Origin of the sequence: Halosimplex halophilum, from assembly GCF_004698125.1 — an archaeon.
Lineage (GTDB): Archaea > Halobacteriota > Halobacteria > Halobacteriales > Haloarculaceae > Halosimplex > Halosimplex halophilum.
On the sequence record NZ_ML214297.1, the window covers coordinates 1,200,825 to 1,220,033 of the forward strand.

The window sequence follows — 19,209 nt, forward strand, 5'->3', positions numbered from 1 at the left end:
CGACATCTAGCTGTCGGTCCCGGTCTCCCCGCCGCCCATGCTCTGGGCCTCGTTGATCAGCTCGTCGACCCGCTCGTTCTTGTAGGAGGTCAGCGCCCCGTCGGAGGTCAGCAGCGGGATGATCGTCTGACTCGCGTCGAAGGTGGCGTTGCCCCAGCCGATGAGGTAGAACGCCGGCCCCGTCGTGATGTCGCCGTCGAGCAACACGTCGGTCAGGTTCCCGAAGTCGCGCTGGTTGACCGACGCCGAGACGTTTTCCAGGTCGTCGATGTAGCCGACGACCGCCTGGGCGATCTCCAGGTCCTTCAGGTACCGGCCGTTCGGCGTGTGCAACTCGATCTCCGCGCCCGCGTAGCCGCTCTCCTCGACCAGCCGCTCGGCCTCCTCGGGGTCGTGCGGATAGGGGTCCAGCTCCGAGTTGTACCCGGTAAAGCCCTCCAGCGTCGGCTGTCCCGTCCCGTCGCCGAACCCGGAGAGGACGCTCTCGACGATGCTCTCCAGGTCGACGGCGTAGTTCATCGCCCGCCGGAACTCGACGGAGTCGAACGGTTCCCGGTCGTAGATCATCGCGTTGTAGATGATACGGGTGCTCGGGACCGCGCTGATCTCCGCGTTGTCGGCCTGGTCGACCTGGCTGATGTTCTGTGGCGGGACGTTGACGATCACGTCCGTCTCGCCGCTGACCAGCTGGTTGACCCGCGTGCTCGCCTCGCTCGCGGCCGTGATCACCAGCTCGTCGGCCGGCGCGCCGTCCTTCCAGTAGTCGCCGTACGCCTCGAAGGTGACCGACACGTCCTGCTCGTAGTCGGCCAGCTGGAACGGGCCCGTCCCGTTCATGTGCGTGTTGATGTACGCCTCGTCGTTGCTCTCGACCCACGACTTGTTCATCACGTCGCAGTAGGTCGCGAACAGCGCGAACACGATGGGGTTGATCCCCTCGGACTCGACGATCACGGCGCTGTCGCCGTCCGCGGGTTCGGCCCCGGTCACGCCCGCGAGCTGGTCGGACTGGGGGCTGTCCAGCCCGCCGACCTCCGGGTCGACGATCCGGTTGATCGAGAAGGCCACGTCCTCCTTGGTCAGCGAGTCGCCGCTGTGGAACGAGACGCCCGACCGGAGCTCGAACCGCACGCGCCCGGCTTCGAGCCGCTCGTAGCCCGTCGCCAGCTCCTGGATGACCTTCCCCTCGCGGTCGCGCGACAGCAGCCCCTCGTAGGCCTGCAACACGATGTTGTCCGTCGGCGTCTCGCGGTGGTCGTGGGGGTCCAGCCCCGAGTCCATGGCCGACTGGGTGATCTGTACCGTGTCGGTGTCGCCCGTCGGCTCGATGGCGTACCCGTCGATGCGCTCGTCGCGGCGGGCCTCCCAGTCCACGTCGGTCGACTTGCCGTAGACGGAGTACTGGCGGTTCAGGAAGATCCACGGCGCCTCCTCGTGGAGCAGGCGGTTGGCCCGTTCGAGGTAGCCGACCCGCGTCTCCGGCTCCGGGAGCGGCGTCCCCGTCTCGGTGCCGGTGTCGCCACCGTCACCGCCGTCGCCGCCGCCTCCGCCGCCGTCTCCACCATCGCCGCCGTCGCCCTCCGTCGGCGTCTCCTCGCCGCCCGAACAGCCCGCGACCGCGGCCGCTCCCGCGGCGGTCCCGGCCAGCTTCAGGAAATTCCGTCTGTCGATATCTCGTGCCATGTTTCCTTCCGTGGCTTGGGACACACTAATAAGCTGTGACGATATCGGGGTCCACGGACGTACACCCGAGCGGCGACCGCCCTCTGCCGTCGTGGGCCCCCGTTCCGCCGCGACCAGTGCCGTCGCTATCTTTCAACAGCGAGAGAATCCCGTCGTCGACGGCGCTTCGCGCCGTCTGCCCGTGGCGTCTTCGACGCCACGCTGTTCACGGCGGGCGTGAATCTCGTAAGCCCGGCGCGACAGTCCACGCGGGTCTGCCCGACTGAATACCCCACGGCACAATAGATGTTTAAATTGGATGTCATATGTCTGGTGGGGTCAAATAGAGTATCACCTGCAATCTGGATCGCACACGGTCTACGCGCTCCAATACCGCTTCGTGACCCTCACGAAGCACCGCGCCGGTATCCTCACCGATGAGCGGCTGGAGCGCGTGGCTGAAGTCGCTCACGGGATTGCAGAGGACTTCGAGGCCGACATCAAAAACGTGGACGGCGGCACCGACCACGTTCACATCCTGTTCACGACCAAACCCACCACCGACCTCACGAAGTTCATCAACTCGCTCAAGGGTGTCACCTCGCGCCGGATTCGGCAGGAGTACCCCGAGGTGAAACAGACGCGCCGCTCCTCACCGCACTCCGTCGTGATCTGGGTGGTCGCCGTGGTGGCGGTGACAGCGGCTCTCGCGCGCGTCCGTCTCGACGAGCCCGGGGTCGGCGGTAGTACACACGCTCCCGAAGGCGTCGTCCAGACGGTCCAGCGCCGCTTCCGGTCCCCGGTCGCGGTAGGCCGCGAAGACGGCATCTATCGCGTCCGACGCCTCGGGGCCGGGATCGATCCCATCGAAAAGGTCTGCACGGAGTTCGTTCCCCCCCGTCCGTGAGCCGCGACCGAGGAGTGACAGCACTCGTGCCCCGAGCGAGTCATGCTGGACGGTCCGCTCGCGGAGCACCGACCGGAGCGCCTGGACGGCTTCAGCGGTCTCCGGTCCGGTATCAACGCCCTCGTGTATCGCCACGGGACAGCGACTCGCGAACGGGCAACCCGCTGGGGGGTGGCGTGGATCGGGGGGCGACCCGCGGAGCGAAACGGGATTCAGTTCCACGTCGGGGTCGGGTTCGGGGATCGCGGTCAAGAGCGACTCAGTGTACGGGTTTGCGGGGTCGTCCAGCACCGCGTCGACGGGCCCCCGCTCCATCACCTCCCCAAGGTATAGGACAACCACCCGATCGGCGATGTGTCTGACCACACCGAGGTCGTGGGTGATGAAAAGGTACGTCAGCCCCATCTCCGCCTGCAACTCGTCGAGCAACGAGAGGATCTGGGCCTGCACGGACACGTCGAGCGCGCTCACCGGCTCGTCGAGGACCAAGAAGTCCGGCTCCAGCGCCAGCGCGCGTGCGATGGCGACGCGCTGGCGCTGACCGCCCGAGAATTGGTGGGGGTAGCGGGCGTACCGGTCGGGGGACAGCCCCACCGCGTCGAGCAGGTCGAACACCCGTTCGCGGCGCTCGGGCGCCGTCTTCCAACCGTGGATGTCGAGCGGCTCTCTGATTATCTCGCCAACGGTCTGGCGGTCGTTCAGGCTCGATTCGGGGTCCTGAAACACCATCTGACAACGCTGGCGGTATCGAGTGAGCGCCTCACCGCCCACCTGGGAGATGTCCCGGCCGTCGAACTCGATGGTCCCGTCGCTCGGCCGGTCGAGACGGGCGAGCGAGCGCCCGAGCGTCGTCTTCCCGGAACCGGATTCGCCGACGACCGCAAGGGTCTCACCGCGCTTGACCGAGAGGGAGACGCCGTCGACCGCCTTGACCGGCGGGTCCGAGAGGACACCACCCTCGTCGTAGTACTTGCGGACGTTCTCGGCTTCGAGCAGCGTTTCGCCGACGACGGTGTCCGTCTCACCACGTAGCGCGCTCATCGCGTCACCTCCTCGTTATTACTGTGCCGGCTCGCCGCCTCCGCCCGCGTCGCACCCTCGGAATACAGCAGGCAGGCCGCGTTGTGGTCCTCGCCGACGGGTTTCCGGTCGGGGTGGACCGACTCGCACTCCGCGGTCGCCTCGGGGCACCGGGGCGCGAACCGACACGCCGACGCCGCTTCGGTCGGCGTCGGTACCTCGCCGGGGATCGGGTCAAGATCGCGACGCTCCCGGACACTGGGGATGCTCGACAGCAGCCCCCGGGTGTAGGGGTGGGCGGGGTCGTCGAACAGTTCGCCGACGGGCCCGGACTCGACGATCTCACCCGCGTACATCACGTTCACTCGGTCGGCCGTCTGGGCGATCACGCCTAGATCGTGCGTGATGAAGAGAACCCCCAAGTCCCGCTCGGCCTGGATCTCGTCGAGCAACGTGAGCAGATTGGCCTGCGTCGATACGTCGAGTCCCGTCGTCGGTTCGTCGCAAATGAGCAGATCCGGTTGACACGCCAGCGCGATCGCGATCAGGGCACGCTGGCGCTGCCCGCCGGAGAGTTCGTGGGGATAGGCGTCGAGGCGTCGTACTGGGTCAGGAATCCCGACAGATTCGAGCAGGTCGACCGCTTCCTCGCGAGCGGCTTCCCCTCGGAGGTCCCGCTGGTAGCGCAACCCTTCCTTGAGCTGGTTGCCGACGGTGTAGACGGGGTTCAGACTGGCCAGCGAGTCCTGAAACACCATCCCGACGCCGCCGCCCCGGACCGATCGGAGCTCTGACTCGGACTTGCCCAGCAGTTCCTCGCCACGGTAGCGGACGCTCCCTTCGACCGTCCCTGGGCCGTCGACGAGTCCGACGATCGAGCGTGCCGTCACCGTCTTCCCCGAGCCCGACTCCCCGACCAGCCCAAGCGTCTCGCCGCGTCCGATCTCGAATGAGACGCCGTCGACGGCACGAACGTCGCCGCCGTCGGTGTGGAACGTGGTCCGGAGGTCTTCGACGGCCAAGAGAGGGTCGCTCATCACGCACCACCTCCGCTGGAGGCGACGACCGTGCTCTCGCTGGACTCGCTCTGTGGGTCGATGGCGTCCCGGACTCCGTCGCCCAGCGCGTTGAATCCCGTGACAACCAGCACGATGAGCAGCCCCGGGATCAGGGCGATATGCCAGGAGACGGAGTCCACGTACGGTTCGCCGGCGCTGATCGCCCGTCCCCACTCGGGGACCGGCGCGGTGACGCCCAGACCGAGAAACGACAGCCCCGCGACACCGATGACGATCCCGCCGAGGATCATCGAGGCGTACACCAGCAGGTAGCCCGTCACGTACGGAAGGATGTGCCGGTACATCGTGACCCGGGCCGGTTCCCCGAATCCGCGGGCGGCCTCCACCCAGGACTCGCGGGCGACCTGCATCGCGGGGCCGCGGATGGAGCGCCACAGCCCCGGCCACCCGGTCCCGGCGAAGACGAGGGCGATGAGCACGCCCCCGTTGTAGAGGTCGGCGATCCAGGTCCCCGACAGCACCACCGACAACAGGATGATGACCAGCAGCTGCGGCATCGCCTGGATCGAGTCCCCAGCGAGGACGAGCCCGAGGTCGACGCGCCCGCGATAGTACGCCGAGACGAGGGCTCCCCCGCCGGCGAGTACGACGCTCAGCCCGATCGACAGCAGTCCGATGAACAGCGACACCCGGGCGCCGGCCGCCATGAACATGAACAGGTCCTGGCCGTTCGGGAGCGTTCCGAAGGGGTGGAACCGGTCGTATCGGTCGTAGGTCAACACGCCGACGTTACGGGTCTCGATCCCCTGCGAAACCGTGTCGAGGTTCGCGGTCCCGACGGATACCTCCCGCAGTTGGCCGTCCTCGTAGTGGGTGATCGACTGCTCGTAGCGGTCGTAGATGTTCCGCTCGGCCGTCGTGGGGCTGACCGCCGGCGCGAACACCGCGAAGGTCAGGAACAGACAGACCACCGCCAGCCCGAACAGCCCCCAGCCGTGGTCGGCAAACCGGTCGACCGTGTCGTCGAACGGAGTCCACTCCGCCGGACGGTAGGTGTATCGGTAGAGCCGGTAGCCGTGGACCGCCCACAGTCCCCAACAGGCAACGTAGCCGAACACCAGTCCGGCTCGCAGGGCCCAAGCGAGCGCGGGCGAGAGTCCCATGAACGTGCCGTGCCACCCCTCTCCGGGAACCTTGTACCCCTGGTTGGGGATCACGTCGCGCGACAGCAGGGTCGGAACGTCGGCCAGCGCGCGGCCGAACTCGGCGACGGTCGGTTGCCCCGGCACTGGGACGGCTCCCGCGAGAGCCCCCCACGGCACGAGACCGAGAAGGAACGACAACAGCGCACCGGCCTCCGGGAGGACCAGCGCGAGGCCGGCGCCGAGCCAGATGACCGCGGGGTAGGGGTTCGAACGCACCCGTTCGGAGAGCGACTCCCGCCGGATCCGTCGGTCGTTACTGTCGTTCATAGCCAACCCTCGGATCGATCAGCGTGTACATGATGTCTTGCGTGATGTTCACGGCGACGAGCACGACGATGAACACGAACATGAGCGACGCCGCGAGCGGGATGTCGCCCTGCACGGTCGCCCGGTAGAACAGGTACCCCAGACCGTTGATGCCGAAGATCAGTTCGACGAGGACGCTGCCGCCGACGAGGAGGAACGCCTCGCTGGTGATGATCGGTACCAGCGGGATGAGCGCGTTGCGGAACACGTGTTTCCAGACGATGACCCGGTCGGGGACCCCGCGCATCTTCGCCGTCTCGACGTATTTCGCGTTGATCGATTCGAGGACCGCCGTCCGCCCGATCCGCATCTCGTTGCCCATCGACGCCGAGCCGAGCACCAGCGCGGCGGGCAGCACCTTCTTGAACGCGACGCCGAAGTCCCCGAGGCTGTTTGCGTCGGCGATCCCGGGCGGGCCGACGACGCTCGTCTCGACGAGGAGGCGTTCCCAGCTGATCCCGACGAGTTGCTCGGAACTCGACAGCAGACCCACGAGGATGATCGCCAGCCAGAAGTTCGGCATCGCGCGCCAGACGATCCCCGAGAACGAGGCCAGGTAGTCCCGGTAAGTGTTGACGTTCAGCCCAGCGTAAAACCCCAGGGGGACCCCGACGAGGATAGCGATGAGGACCGACCAGAGCCCGAGCCAGATCGTTCGCGGCGCGTAAATCGCGATGAGTTCCGTCGTCGGTGTGCCCGCCTGTAACACCCACGACTGGCCCAGGTTCAGCGTGAACATGTCGATCATGAAGTCAACGTACTGTTCCCACAGCGGCTGGTCGAGGCCCAGGTCCTCGCGGATCAGTCGGTAGCGTTCCGACGATTGGGGGTTGCCCGTGACCCCGATGATAGCGGCCGCCGGGTTGATCGGTCCGACACGGATGATCAGAAACGTGAGGGATGTGCCGAAAAACAGGACCGGCAGCGACAGGCCAACCCGTTTGAGCAGGTATTTCCAGCGGTTCATTCGTGATTGTGAGAGTTTCGACTGCTTCGCGGTCCGCGGGTATCCGTTGGACCGGTGGTGTCCGACGAGGCGGTAATAGCGCAGGTCACTCCATCGAGAGCGTGTCGTACTGGAACTCGTGGAAGCTCGACGTCTTCACGCTCGTGTCGACCGCGTCGTACCAGTACTGCTGGGCAACGGGGTGGTAGTCGAGCAGTGCCGGCACGTCCTCCCAGTTACACTCCTCGATGGCGAGGTAGGCCTCGTTGCGGGCCTGTTGTTCGGCCTCGCTGGGGCCGAGGTTGTCCTGTACCCTGGCCCATGCCTCGGAAGCGCGCGTCGCCGCCTCCGTCTGGGGGCCTTTCCCGTCGACGTCGCCCCAGCGGGTGAAGTTGCTCTCCGTCGGGTGCGCGAGCCGGAGCGTGTCCGCCGGCGAAGGGTAGGCGAGCCCGTTGCCCAGCGAGAAGAACTCCAGGCGGTTGTTGAGTGCGCCGTCGATGATCGCCGAGAACGGCTCGCGCTCGATGGAGAGGTCGATGTGGGCGCTGCCCAGCTGTCCCTCCAGCACCTGCGCGATGCGGCCGTAGGCGTCGGGTTTGCGGTCGGTGTAGATCGTGAACGTGAGTTCGTACGGCGAGTCGGCCCCGTACCCGGCGTCTTCCATCGTGGCGCGGGCCTCGTCCATGCGCGTCTCGTTGATGCCGTAGGGGTAGCCGTCCGCTCCGAACTCCGTCTGGGAGTTGGCCCCCTCGCGGGCGTGGGCGTCGTAGGCCTCGGCGCCGCCCGGGAAGACCGACGGCGGCGTGAAGTGATACGCCGGCTGGCCGAGGTTCCGGAACCCCTGGCTGACGAACGTCTCCTGGTTGGCCACGTACGCTGTCGCCTGTCGAACCGGCTTGGGGACCTGATTGGTGTTGAAGATGAACCACGCGGTGTAGTTCGTCGGGTAGGTGCCGTAGTTGACCGTCGCACCGTTGTCGAGCGGCCCGTACTCGCCGACGGCCTGGCCGAACTCCAACTGCTCCATGTTCGACACCTTCGAGGGGTCGAAGTTGGAGGTCGGCAGCCGGAACATGTCGGCGTTGCGGTTGTTGGCGTAGGTAACCCGCGCGTTCGGGTCCTCCAGGATCTGCATGGCGATCGTCGAGACGTTCGGCCCGTCGCCGTGGTAGTTCTCGAACGCGCTCAGCGACGCCGACGTACCCGAGGTGAAGCTCTCGAACGTAAAGGGCCCCGTCCCGACGGGGTTGCCCTGCGCGAACTCCTCGTAGGCCATCTCGCCGTCGTAGCCCTCGATGTCGCCGACGATCCCCTCGGGGATCGGCGCGAGCACGCCGTTCGAGAACTGATAGAGCGCGTCGTAGAACGGCTGGGCCAGCTCGACGCGGAGGGTGTAGTCGTCGACGGCCTCGACGCCCAGGCTCCCGGGGACGTAGTTGCCCTCGGAATCGGTTTCGTGGGCGAACTGGAACACCCCGCCGAGGATGAGGTCGGTCTCCTGGGTGTTCGGCGAGGCGGCGATGCGCTCCCAGGAGTAGACGAAGTCCTGTGCGGTGAGTTCGGTCCCGTCGTGGAACTGGACGCCCTCCTTCAGCGTGAACGTGTAGGTGGTGTTGTCCTCGGAGACCGAGTAGTCGGTCGCCAGGTTCAACTCCGGTTCCAGACTCCCACGGGGGAGGGTGGTGAGGGTGTCGTAGACCTGCTGTGTGACCTTGGTCGAGCCGTCGCCCTTGATCACGATCGGATCGAACGAGTCCGTGCTGGAGATGGCCAGGTTCAGCGTCGACGCCGAACCGCTGTCGGTCTCGCTGCTGCTCTCGGTGTCGCTACCGTCGGAGCCGTCGCCGCTGTCACCGCTGTCGGAACCGTCCATCGGTGTCGACCCGCCGTCGCCCGACGCGTCCGTCCCGCCGCTGTTCGTGCTGTCCGACCCACACCCGGCCAGCATCGATGCTCCCACCGCCGTCCCTGACAGAAGTACCCGCCGACGCGAATACGCCCGCTTGTCCGAATCCATGAACAGGGGAGCCTTCCGTCCGGCCTTAAATGTAGGTTTGTAATACAGTAATGAACACCTACAGAACAAACATACCGGTCGGGTCAGATGTATACGTTATATAGTTATAGATTAGCTACCGGGACGCTGCGAGGACCGACGCTTGTCAGGGCTGGACAAGATCGTCGAGAGGGCTGACGCGACCGGCTCGGCGATGTCACTCCCGGTCAACGTGCTGCCACCGTTCACGTGCCGGCCCCGATCCACCCACTACCAGTCTTCAGACGAGCGGGAGCGACCCCATCACGTCCGCGGCGGCGTCGGTGAGCGTCCGATCGGTCGTCGAGTGGCGCGCCCGTGCCGCCTTCGTCCGCGCCATCGTCGTCGCGTCCGCGACCGGAACGAACCGAAGGCGACACCCGGACGGGTCGGTCCGGACCAGCAGGTACCCCTGGGGGTAGGTACACAGCGGCGGCGCGCCGACGTACGCCCGGCCGTGACGACGGGCGAGCAGCGGGACGTGGAGGTGGCCGGTCAGGACGAGCGGAACGACTCCCTGTTCGAACACCGAGGCGAAATCGCGGACGATCCGTTTCGCTTGGACGACCGAGGGGTCGGCGACCAGCCGCCGGAGCCGTGCGACGACCGGCTGCGTCGGGTAGTGGAGACACAGCAGCGTCGGTTCGTCGGCCGAGACGCGGTCGCGGAGCGTCGCCAGCATGGCCGGGTCGAGGCTGCCCGCGGTCGCCGGCACTCCACGGACAGTCAGCTCGCCGACGGCGGCCGCGAGGGGATATGAGGCCCCGCCGAAGCGCTCGGCGAACGACGCGAGTTCGAGGCCGTCAGCTCCCTCGTAGGACGACAGGTCGTGATTGCCCGGCACCGCGTACAGCGGCGGATCGAGGTCGTCGAGACGAACGGCGACCCGGTCGTACTCCGCCGACCGACCCCGATGGACGAGATCGCCCAGACAGACGACGGCGTCGATATCCCGGCGATTGATGTCCCGGACCGCCGCCCGCAGGTGTGTCGGTGTCCTGTGGAGCTGCTTGCTCGTCCGCGCCTCCGTCATCGAGAAGTGAACGTCCGAGAGGACCGCGATCCGGTGTGGGTCCTCCGTGCATGGGCGCGGGAGTCGGGCGAACAGACGGTCACCGTCGGGACAGGCGCGTGGCCGCTCGCCCTCTGGAGCGGGTAGCGACTGGTCTCCGTCGGGAGCGGGGACCGAACGGTCGCTCTCCGAACGCGCCGACGCTCCCGGCCGGTCGGTCATTACCGGGTGCGTTCGCCGACAGGTGAATAGGCCTTGCGGAAGCCGCCGGGCCGTCCGTCGCGCTGGCCGCCGCGGGAACTTTCAAGTCCACGCCCGATGCACTCCCGCTATGTCCGAGCTGCGGTTCGGTCGCGGGACGGTCGTCTCCGACACCGTCCGGGCGGTCAACGAGGACCTCGGCATCGCGCGGCCGACCGTTGCGTGGGTCCTCGACGGCGCGACCGGCGTCGGCGAGATCCGACACACGCCGGGGCGAACCGACGCCGAGTGGTACGTCGAGCGACTCTCCGGGGCGCTGCTCGACCGGGTTCACCGCACTGATGACTCGCTCACCGCGGTCGTCCGCGACGCCGTCAGCGAAGTAAGCGCGGCGTTCGAGTCAGTTGCGGGCGACGCCGACATCGACCCGGCCAGCGAGCCGTCGGCCGCCGGCGCCATAGTCAGAGTAGACGGCCCGACGCTGGAGTATCTCGTCCTCTGTGACTGCTCGCTGCTCGTTCATCGGAACGGCCAACTGGTCGACCACGTGACGGACGCGCGCATCGAGTCGCTCGAAGCCCGGTCGCTGTCGGTGTTCAAGCGCCACCGGGCGAACGGACTCGACGCCGAGGACGCCCGGGAGGCGGTGGTCCCGACGCTTCGCAAGCACCGCCGGCGGAAGAACACGCCGGGCAACTACTGGGTATTGAGCACGGATCCCGACGCTGTCGACCACGCTCTGACTGGAACGGTCGCCGTCGAGGCCGGCGACAAGGTCTGTCTGCTCACCGACGGCCTGGCCCGGCTGGTCGACACCTACGATCACTTCGCGGACTGGGCTGGCGTCGCCGCGGCGCTCGACGACGCGGGACCGGACGTGCTGTTAGAACCCCTGCGACGGATCGAACGTGCCGACCCCGAAGCCCGCACTCACCCGCGACTCAAATGTGCCGACGATGCGACGCTCGTCCGACTCGGCATAGAGACGGTGGACGACCAGCGAAGGGTATAGTAGTTCAATCGTCCAATCTCTCGCTGCGCCGTGACAACTCAGAGACTATCGAGCCGGACAACCAGACCCGACAGCCTCATTGATTCGAAGCGAGTGCCTCGTCTTCGAATCCGCTCGCACGCACCCGGAGCGGGAACCAGCCCTCCTCGTCGATCCCCAGCAGCGCCTCGGAGAAGCCGTCCTCGTCGTTGCCTGCCTTCGCGGTCCGGATCCAGTTGATCTCGCGCTCGCTCAGCCCGAACCACTCGGCCAACTTGTCGGTCTCCTCCTGCACCCGGTGAATCAGCGTGAGCGAGCAAAGATCCGCGATGGTCCTCGCCTCGGGCGTCAGCGCGAACTCGCCGCCGGTCTGGGTGATGAACTGCAAGGAGAGGTCGTAGTGGCGACTGTGCCGGACCGCCGTCTCCAGAAACTCCAGCGACGTGGCGTCGTTCAGCAGGTAGTGCGCCTCGTCGATAGCGAAGACGACCCGCTTGTCCGTCCCCTTCGCACGCTCGTAGACGGCGTTGAACAGCACTGCATCATGAGACTCGTCTCCGAGCGACCCGTAGCGCCCTCCTCCTGATGAAGGTCGAGATACAGTACCGACGAATCCAGGTCGAAGCTCGTCCGCTCGGCGAGGTTGGCGAGGTCGCCGCCCTCGCGGAACGACGGGCGGAGATCCGTCAGCAGCGACTGCGCGTCGCTCCGGACCTTCTCCTGTTCACCGTCGGTTGCGTAGCCGAACTCGTCCGGGGCGTCGAGCAGGTCTTCGAGGACGCCGATCACGTCCCGAACGGTCGGCGATTCGTTGTCGTGGGTCGACGGATCCCGAGTGATCCCCTGTCGCTCGTAGGCCTCCTGAACCGCTCGCCGCAGCGTCTGTTTGCGGTCGCCCACCGGGTTGGACGCGATGTGCTCGAAAAACGTCTCGAAGAACGTGAGATTCCCTTGCTGGCCCCTCTCAGTGTGCGGTCAAGATACTGGCTTCATTCGATGGGATCGAGAGGCTCACCGGGTGGAAAATGGACCTGCATTCGAGGGGATTACCACTACTTGAGCTACTCCGCGAAAACACTGATTCGATTCCTGGCAAGTCCTATCCTGAACTATCGAGCACAGGAGCCACCGGAGACTGAACCGCTCGTTATCCTTGATTTCCGGTTCCGCTGTGGGGTTTCAGTACGAATCCCATGGAGAGGAAAATGCGAGGTCTGTAATCGTTTAGTAGTCTCATCGCGGCGGACCATCAGGATGGACTTCTGAACTCATATTGCAAGGCCTGAGTCAGAGCATGGTATCGGACCACTCGTGATCGCACTCTGAACATTCGAAGTACTGGAACACCTCGCTGTCTTCGACTTCACGCTTCACCAGTTCCGCTAATCTGTAGTCACATTCCGGGCAGACTGCAAGCACCATATTGTTGTTTCTAACTCATTTTCGTGAGGGGGTGTCCGATGGTTCTCGTTTCCATCTATCCCGGCATTCGATGCTGCAGAACGCGTACAGATGGAACTCGCCGTCATCGTCGAAGTCTGTCGCCACCGGGTGCCACACTGTCGGGTCGATCCGGGCGCCGCAAGTCGTGCAGTGAGTGACTGTGGGTGCCTCTCCAGTGGCCTCCAGTGGTTCATCCGACGGGGAGCGGCCCCCCTTAGGCATTTGCGCCCCCTTTCTCTGACCGCGAGTTACCCGTACCCATGTCCCTACACCTTAGTCCGGTGATTCCGCGGCGTTCGACGCACCGCTTGCCTGTCCACTCGGTACCGCTGTCTCTGCTGGCTCACCGCGCTCTGTGACGTTGATGGTCCCGTTCGCTTCCACGACGACGTGACACCCGGCCATCGGGAATGAGATCTGACCGTGTTCACGGGTGGCCATCTGAGCATCGTCGGAGAAGATGGCCTCCAGGCAGTCCGGGTCAACCCGTGTGTAGAGTGGTTCCATCTCTAACGGGTCTTTCCCGGCCGTTACCGCGACTTCTGCGATGACTTGCTGGCTCACAGATTCCGACTCGCTGGTTTCAATGATGGAGGTCATGGATTGCTCCTCACCACCTCGTATGAGCCGTCCCCGGTTACCCATTCTCAGTATTTGCCTACGGCGCGGGGTTCCGCGGTGTTATACTGATACGGGTGGGCGGTCTACCCGTCGCCGAACAGCATCGAGAAGAGTGTTTGCTCGCTATTCCGCACGTGCCGACTTACCGTTGGTTGCGACACACCTAGCATCTCGGCTATGTCTTCCGCGGAGTGCTCTCGTGGCTGTTCGAAGAATCCCGCAAAGTACGCCGTTTGCAGGACTTCCTGCTGGCGTTCGGTGAGACGATCAACGTACGCGCGCTCGAATTCAGCTCTTGACTGAACCGGTTCAGGTGACTCACGACGCGCGACGAGATCCACATCGTCCCCGTACCGGTCTCTGAACAGTTCAACGTATTCGCGGACAGACGCAGACTGCGGAATCCGCACGGTTATCCGGCCTTCCTCCGGTGTAGCCCGAATATCCGCCGGGATCGCACCGCGCTCGACGAGTGACACGAGGAACGAGTCATCGGGGAGGAGCAACTCGACGATGATCTCGCCGTTCCGGTTGCGGATCAGTGTGAGATCGTCCCCGCCGACGTGCTGCTCGAAAAACGATTCAATGGTTTCGAAATCGAGACCGGTGAACGCCACGAAAACGCGCAATGAGCCTTCAACTCGGTTCCCAATATTTTCGAGGCGCACGCTCCCCCCGCGTTCTCGGAGTAGATTCATGAGTGGGTTCGAGAAATCCCGGATGACGAACTCAAGTTCGACCGAGTCCTCGGAAACGAGCGCATTGTAGCGCTCCATAGCGTTGAGCGCGTACCCGATCATCTCTCCGAGTTCGGTCAATACAGCCTCCTCCATCTCCGTGAAGACCTCGGGCTCGTTCGCGTAGAGATTCAACAGCCCATAGCACGTTCCGTTGTAGACCACAGGAACGGCAATGCTCGCTCGGTACCCGCGCTGCATGGCTTCCTGTCGCCACGGCTCGAACGGCGGGTCGGACTGGAGATTGTTCTGAATCTGCGGCTCGTGCGACCGGATCGCTCGGCCGGCCGGTCCTTGGCCCGTCTCGCTCGTGTCGGCTGTGACCTCGACGGTGTCGAGATATCCCTCTTCGACACCGGCAGAAGCCGTTGGGACGATGTCATCAGTGGCGAGATCGCGCTCGCCGAACCAGACGAATCGATAGGGGTCACTATTCGCCAGCCGATCCACGACGAGTCGTTGGATCTCAGCTTTCGAGGTCGCGTCCATCAGCGCTTGCGTGATATCACGAATCTCTTCGTTCACCCGCTGTACGCGCTGTAACTGGTTGTTTTTCGTCTCTAACTCCGACTTCTGCGTACGGAGTTCTTCTTCACGGTCTAATCGGTCAAAGACCGCTTCGATATTTCCAGCCAGATTTTCGGCGAGGCGGACGTCTGTCTCGGAGAACGCATTTATCTCGGTTGCTCCGCTGATGAATACGCCGTGCTGGTCTAGCGGAAGGATGATAGCGCTCGACAACGCCGTTTCATCGGCGTCCAAATCAGTCTCCGCGTGGATATCGTTGTAGATCTGGGGTTGGTTCTGGACGAACGCTTGCCACGGCAGATCGCGTTCGGAGGCGAACAAGGGGTTGTCCCCGACGAGGTCCTCTACTTGTGGGGTACGCGCACAGGGGTCGAGGCGACCCGTCTCAGGATCGTACCGTTCAACAGTTGTGACGGGTAGGTCGAGAATCTCTTGGGCTCCAGTTACTGCGTGTTCACACGCAGATTCGAACGATTCGACGTCGGTGAGTTCCTGCCCGAGCTCGTTCAGCCGTTCGAGCCGGTCAGCCCGTCGTTTCCGTTCAGTAACGTCCTCGAAGGCGAACACCGCTCTCGTCACGTCGCCATCAGGACCGCGGAGCGGTGTGCCGTGAACAGCAAGCCACCGCTGATCGCCGTCGGGGTACTCAACCCCAACGTCGGACTTTACTTCCTCGCCGTTGCGGAGCACCGTCCGGTAGGGATGCTCGGCGTCGGTGACGGGCTCCCCGTCGGCGTTGAGCACGGTGAACGATATGTCTCCGGCCGAGGGGTACTGCCCGTTCTCGTCGGGTTCGATGCGCAGCAGTTCCTCTGCCCGCTCGTTCACGTAGTCGAATTCCCCCCGGACATTGAGGACGACGATGCCGGCAGGCGTCGTCTGTAGAATGTTCGAGACAAGGTCGCGTTCTTCTCGGAGGGTCTCTTCGGCGCGCTTGCGCGCCATGAGGAGACCGAGATCTGCCGCGACTGCCTGGGTGACTTCGACCATTCGCTCGTCCACGTTCTGCTCTTCCTGCATGTAGAAGACGAGGACGGCAACGACAGTGCCGTTGGTTCTGATCGGAACGCCAAGCGTCGCTTTGAATCCGGCATTGGTGGCGGCAGGTGCGCGTTCGAAGACGCTTCCGTCGGCGGAAGCGACGTTCGGAATCCACTCGGACTCACCGGTTTGCCAGACGCGCCCGACAAGCCCGTTCCCGGATTCGAAACGCAGGTCCGCAGAGGCCTCTCGATAGGCGGAACAATCAACGTCCGCTGCCTCCCACCACGAATCCCACTCGATGCTCTCGCCGTCAGCGGCCGGAATCCAGGCTTCCCCGTGCACCCAATTCATCGATTCGCCGATGAGCCGAAGTGTCGCCGTGAGTCCCTCGGAGAGATCCTCGGCTTTGGCGATCTCGTCTTTCGTGGCGTGAAGCAGGTCGCGTTCAGCTTCGAGCGTCCGGCGGTCAGAGATGTCCCGTAGCACACCGGTGAAGTACTGCTCGCCACCAAGCTCGAACTCGCTAAACGAGATGCTGAGCGGCACCTCGTGGCCGTCTTTGTGCTGGCCGGGAAGCTCAATATGCTCCCAATCGAGGGTCTGCTCGCCGGTGGTCAGGTATCGGTCTACGGCTTCCAAGTGCCGGGTCTTGAGATTCCCCGGCATTAAACGCGTCAATCGTTCACCGCGTACCTCCTCAGGGCTGTAGCCGAGAATATCTTCGAGTGCGGGATTGGAAAACTGAATCCGGCTCTGTGAATCGATGATGATGAGCGCATCTGTCAGTGTCTCGGTGAGGGCATCGAAGCGCGCGTCTGCAGTTGAGTCGTCGAAATCCATGGTCTGGACAACGATCCTCCCGTTCCGGAGAGGGCAACCGGCAGGAAATAACGTCCACCAGCTAGTGTAACGACAGATCTTCCCTAAATCGGAGGAATCGTTGTTTGAGTATACTATCGCCCTGTGACCGGGTAAGCTGAGAGCCTAATACGTTAGAATATCCGCTGGCAAACTTCCCCGTCCAGATACTCGGGGTAACGTCTATCGGTCCTCTGTCTCTAAAGCAGTTAGTATCCGCTGCTGCGCTGCAGTACAGACATGAAGTCCCACGTCTCACCTCCTCTCGGTCACTCATCTCTAGTCTCTCGCGCTGATGCCGTGGCTGGCGATGGATCCTGCGCGGTCTCCTCGCTCGCGGGCAAGTGATGGAAGAGAACGCGGATAACCGCGTCGGCGTCGTCCGATAGTCGGACGGTATCTGTATCCTGGCTGTACTCGACGACACCTGACTCGGCTAATTTCGGGATGTGTGCGTGCCAGAGCGACGAATACATCCGCAACACTTCCTCTCCGGAGACCTCTGTGAGTGATGCCCCCTTCTCGTGACACGTGACTTCATCGGCAGGGTCAGCTAGTGCAAGACTGCCATGTTCGTCGAGACAGCTGGGATACTCCGCCGACGCTGATGAGCAGGAAGGTCTAGATAGTGTCGAGAGAAACGGAACTCCGCGTTTCAGCCGTCACTTCGTGATCACTCATTACCCCGTATCGAGGTGAAGAAAATATACAGTGCGTGCTTCGAATTCGAAGTCATTTCCTCCGTCTCGTGGAACTGGCCGGAGTCGGACGCCGTCGGGAGGAACAACCCATGCCCACGCCCAAAGTCACTGTCGGCGAACGTGATCGTCTCGATCAGCGTACGCGACGCCGTATCAAGGCCGCTCAGGAGGGGGAAGACCTCGATGACGCCCAGCCGGTCCTGACCTTCGGATCGTACGCGAAACTCAGCCGGCTCCTCAGCCAGAAGAATCTAGAACGCCTGGATGCCCTCTTCGAGTACGAACCCGATAGCATCCGAGAAGCGAGCGAACTGGTGGACCGGGACTACAAGCAGGTACATCGGGACCTCCCGGAGCCCGGAGACATCGGCGTCATCGAGTTCGAAGGCGGCGGTTCCGGGCGAACGAAGAGACCGGTACTGGCCTACGACGGCCTCGGGATCGACGTTCCATTCACTGGCTCGGAAGATACTGTCGGCACAGCGGCGCCGTGAAAGAATCGGAAATTCGGGGGCGATGCCCGCTGACGGCCGTGGTCGTTCGGTACTTCAGCCGAACATCTGGCGCATCATGGGATGCATCTCCATGAGCTGCTCCTCGGCGATCTCCTCGTAGATCTTGTAGGTGATAGACACCGTTAGCAGCAGCCCCGTCCCGGAGACTTCACCGATGGTCCCCATCATGTTGGCGAGCACGGCCAGCAGGCCGACCAGTGCGCCGCCGATGACGGTCACCTGCGGGATGTACCGCTCGAGCACCTTCTCGATGACGCTGGTGTTGCGCCGGAAGCCGGGGATCTCCATCCCGGAGTTGTGGATCTGCTGGGCGGTCGCCTCCGGGCCCATGTCGGTGGTCTCGACCCAGAAGATGGCGAAGATGGCGCCGCCGATGACCATGAACGTCAGGTCGACGCCGACGCGCAGGGCGATCTGCCACGGCGCGTTGGTCGTCTGGCCGAGCCACCACATCCACTGTTCGGGGTTCCGGACGGGGGCCATGTAGTAGAACAGACCGCCGACCGGGTTGGCGACGCCGCCCGCCGACTCCTGGTAGGTGCCCAGCCACGCGGGGAGGCTCCCCAGCTGGGCGTGGAGGATCCGGCCCAGGAACTGGATGTTGGCCTGCAGCGCGCGGACGAGGATCATCGGCAGGACGCTCGCGTAGATGAGCTTCACCGGGAAGCGACCGCGGGCGCCCTTGACCCGGGTGTTCGACAGCGGGATCTCCACGCGGACGCTCTCAGCGTAGACGACGACCACGAAGATGAGCACCGTTGTGATCATCGCGAGGATGTCACCCTGACCGAAGATGAGCGTCTGGAGTCCGCTCCCGAGGAGCGGCCCGACATCGGCGCTCCCGGTGACAACCCCGATCCAGTACGGGATGAGACCGATCTCGTTGGGGTTGCCGATGAAGCTCGTCGAGACGAGCCCGCCGATCAGCCGCTGGCTGACGCCGGCGATGATGAACAGGCCGATCCCGGAGCCGACCCCCCACTTGGAGATGACCTCGTCCATGTAGAGGATGAGGACACCGCCGACGAAGATCTGTGCGAACAGCAGCCACTGCACGCCGAACGCCCCGCCGGGGAACGACTGGGCCAGCGACTCGCTGGCCGGCAGGAACCCGCCCGCGAACACCATCGGCAGGCCGGTCAGGCAGATCATCACGAGCACCAGGAACTTCTGGAGCCCCTGGTAGAGCACCTGGTCCCGGGGGTTGTTCTGCGTGTCGAGGCCGAGCAGGTCGGCACCGCCGAGCAGCTGCAACACGATGCTCGCAGTGACGATCGGTCCGATACCGAGCTGCATGATCGTGCCCTGTCCGCCGGCGAGGATCGAACGGAACTGGCCGAAGACGTCCTGACCCTGGCCGCTCCCGAGACCGAACAGGAAGACGTTCGTCAGGAAGAAGTACAGCACCAGCACGCCGGCCGTCCAGCCGAGCTTGCGCTTGAAGGGGACGTGCCCCTCCGGACGCTGGACGGTGGGCATGCGGGTGAGTACCGGTTCGGCGGTGTCCTTCCAGCCCAT

14 protein-coding genes and 2 pseudogenes are annotated in these 19,209 nt (G+C 64.4%); 3 read left to right on the top strand and 13 right to left on the bottom strand.

Annotated features, from left to right (window positions below):
- Nucleotides 1-6: 6 nt before the first annotated feature.
- The gene (locus E3328_RS06035) at nt 7-1,683 is read right to left on the bottom strand and encodes an ABC transporter substrate-binding protein (RefSeq protein WP_135363694.1); all 1,677 of its coding nucleotides are present in this window, start codon (nt 1,681-1,683) and stop codon (nt 7-9) included.
- A 322-nt stretch (nt 1,684-2,005) separates the two neighbouring features.
- On the opposite strand from E3328_RS06035, the pseudogene tnpA reads away from it, so the two are divergent.
- A pseudogene (gene tnpA, locus E3328_RS06040) lies at nt 2,006-2,305 on the top strand (IS200/IS605 family transposase); the annotation flags it as partial.
- A gap of 9 nt (nt 2,306-2,314) precedes the next feature.
- On the opposite strand, the gene E3328_RS06045 reads toward tnpA, so the two are convergent.
- The 6 genes from E3328_RS06045 to E3328_RS06070 all read right to left on the bottom strand — a co-directional run bounded on the left by E3328_RS06045 (nt 2,315) and on the right by E3328_RS06070 (nt 10,334).
- Nucleotides 2,315-3,610, bottom strand: coding sequence for an ABC transporter ATP-binding protein (locus tag E3328_RS06045; protein ID WP_135363695.1), 1,296 nt, complete (start codon nt 3,608-3,610; stop codon nt 2,315-2,317).
- Entirely contained in the window at nt 3,607-4,626 is a 1,020-nt protein-coding gene (locus tag E3328_RS06050; RefSeq protein WP_135363696.1) for an ABC transporter ATP-binding protein, read from the bottom strand. The genes E3328_RS06045 and E3328_RS06050 overlap by 4 nt, the downstream gene beginning before the upstream one ends.
- Nucleotides 4,626-6,080 (bottom strand): ABC transporter permease, encoded by a 1,455-nt coding sequence (locus E3328_RS06055; RefSeq protein WP_135363697.1) that lies wholly within the window; start codon nt 6,078-6,080, stop codon nt 4,626-4,628. The genes E3328_RS06050 and E3328_RS06055 overlap by 1 nt, the downstream gene beginning before the upstream one ends.
- Nucleotides 6,067-7,086, bottom strand: coding sequence for an ABC transporter permease (locus E3328_RS06060; protein ID WP_135363698.1), 1,020 nt, complete (start codon nt 7,084-7,086; stop codon nt 6,067-6,069). The genes E3328_RS06055 and E3328_RS06060 overlap by 14 nt, the downstream gene beginning before the upstream one ends.
- An 85-nt stretch (nt 7,087-7,171) precedes the next feature.
- The gene (locus E3328_RS06065) at nt 7,172-9,082 is read right to left on the bottom strand and encodes an ABC transporter substrate-binding protein (protein ID WP_135363699.1); all 1,911 of its coding nucleotides are present in this window, start codon (nt 9,080-9,082) and stop codon (nt 7,172-7,174) included.
- A 259-nt stretch (nt 9,083-9,341) separates the two neighbouring features.
- Entirely contained in the window at nt 9,342-10,334 is a 993-nt protein-coding gene (locus E3328_RS06070; RefSeq protein ID WP_135363700.1) for a metallophosphoesterase family protein, read from the bottom strand.
- A 109-nt stretch (nt 10,335-10,443) separates the two neighbouring features.
- On the opposite strand from E3328_RS06070, the gene E3328_RS06075 reads away from it, so the two are divergent.
- Nucleotides 10,444-11,325: a PP2C family serine/threonine-protein phosphatase gene (locus tag E3328_RS06075; RefSeq protein ID WP_135363701.1), complete on the top strand. Its 882-nt coding sequence runs from the start codon at nt 10,444-10,446 to the stop codon at nt 11,323-11,325.
- Nucleotides 11,326-11,401: 76 nt separating this feature from the next.
- On the opposite strand, the pseudogene E3328_RS06080 reads toward E3328_RS06075, so the two are convergent.
- The 5 genes and pseudogenes from E3328_RS06080 to E3328_RS22900 form a co-directional block, all read right to left on the bottom strand.
- Nucleotides 11,402-12,249: pseudogene (locus tag E3328_RS06080) on the bottom strand (VirB4 family type IV secretion system protein); the annotation flags it as partial.
- Nucleotides 12,250-12,741: 492 nt separating this feature from the next.
- On the bottom strand, nt 12,742-12,969 hold the full coding sequence (locus E3328_RS22895) for a DUF7576 family protein (RefSeq protein WP_449404980.1): 228 nt from the start codon (nt 12,967-12,969) through the stop codon (nt 12,742-12,744).
- Nucleotides 12,970-13,020: 51 nt separating this feature from the next.
- A complete protein-coding gene (locus tag E3328_RS06085; RefSeq protein WP_135363702.1) occupies nt 13,021-13,347 on the bottom strand; it encodes a HalOD1 output domain-containing protein in 327 nt (108 codons plus the stop codon).
- 104 nt (nt 13,348-13,451) lie between these two features.
- Complete coding sequence (locus E3328_RS06090) at nt 13,452-16,457, bottom strand: GAF domain-containing protein (RefSeq protein ID WP_135363703.1); 3,006 nt, start codon at nt 16,455-16,457, stop codon at nt 13,452-13,454.
- Nucleotides 16,458-16,744: 287 nt separating this feature from the next.
- On the bottom strand, nt 16,745-17,134 hold the full coding sequence (locus E3328_RS22900; RefSeq protein WP_449404985.1) for a DUF7344 domain-containing protein: 390 nt from the start codon (nt 17,132-17,134) through the stop codon (nt 16,745-16,747).
- A gap of 131 nt (nt 17,135-17,265) precedes the next feature.
- Here E3328_RS22900 and E3328_RS06100 point away from each other — a divergent pair, with 131 nt between their 5' ends.
- Nucleotides 17,266-17,670, top strand: a complete 405-nt coding sequence (locus tag E3328_RS06100) for an HVO_A0114 family putative DNA-binding protein (protein WP_135363704.1) — start codon at nt 17,266-17,268, stop codon at nt 17,668-17,670.
- 54 nt (nt 17,671-17,724) lie between these two features.
- On the opposite strand, the gene secY is transcribed toward E3328_RS06100, so the two are convergent.
- Nucleotides 17,725-19,209 carry a preprotein translocase subunit SecY gene (gene secY / locus E3328_RS06105; RefSeq protein ID WP_135363705.1) on the bottom strand — a complete coding sequence of 495 codons (1,485 nt, stop codon included), beginning with the start codon at nt 19,207-19,209 and terminating at the stop codon, nt 17,725-17,727.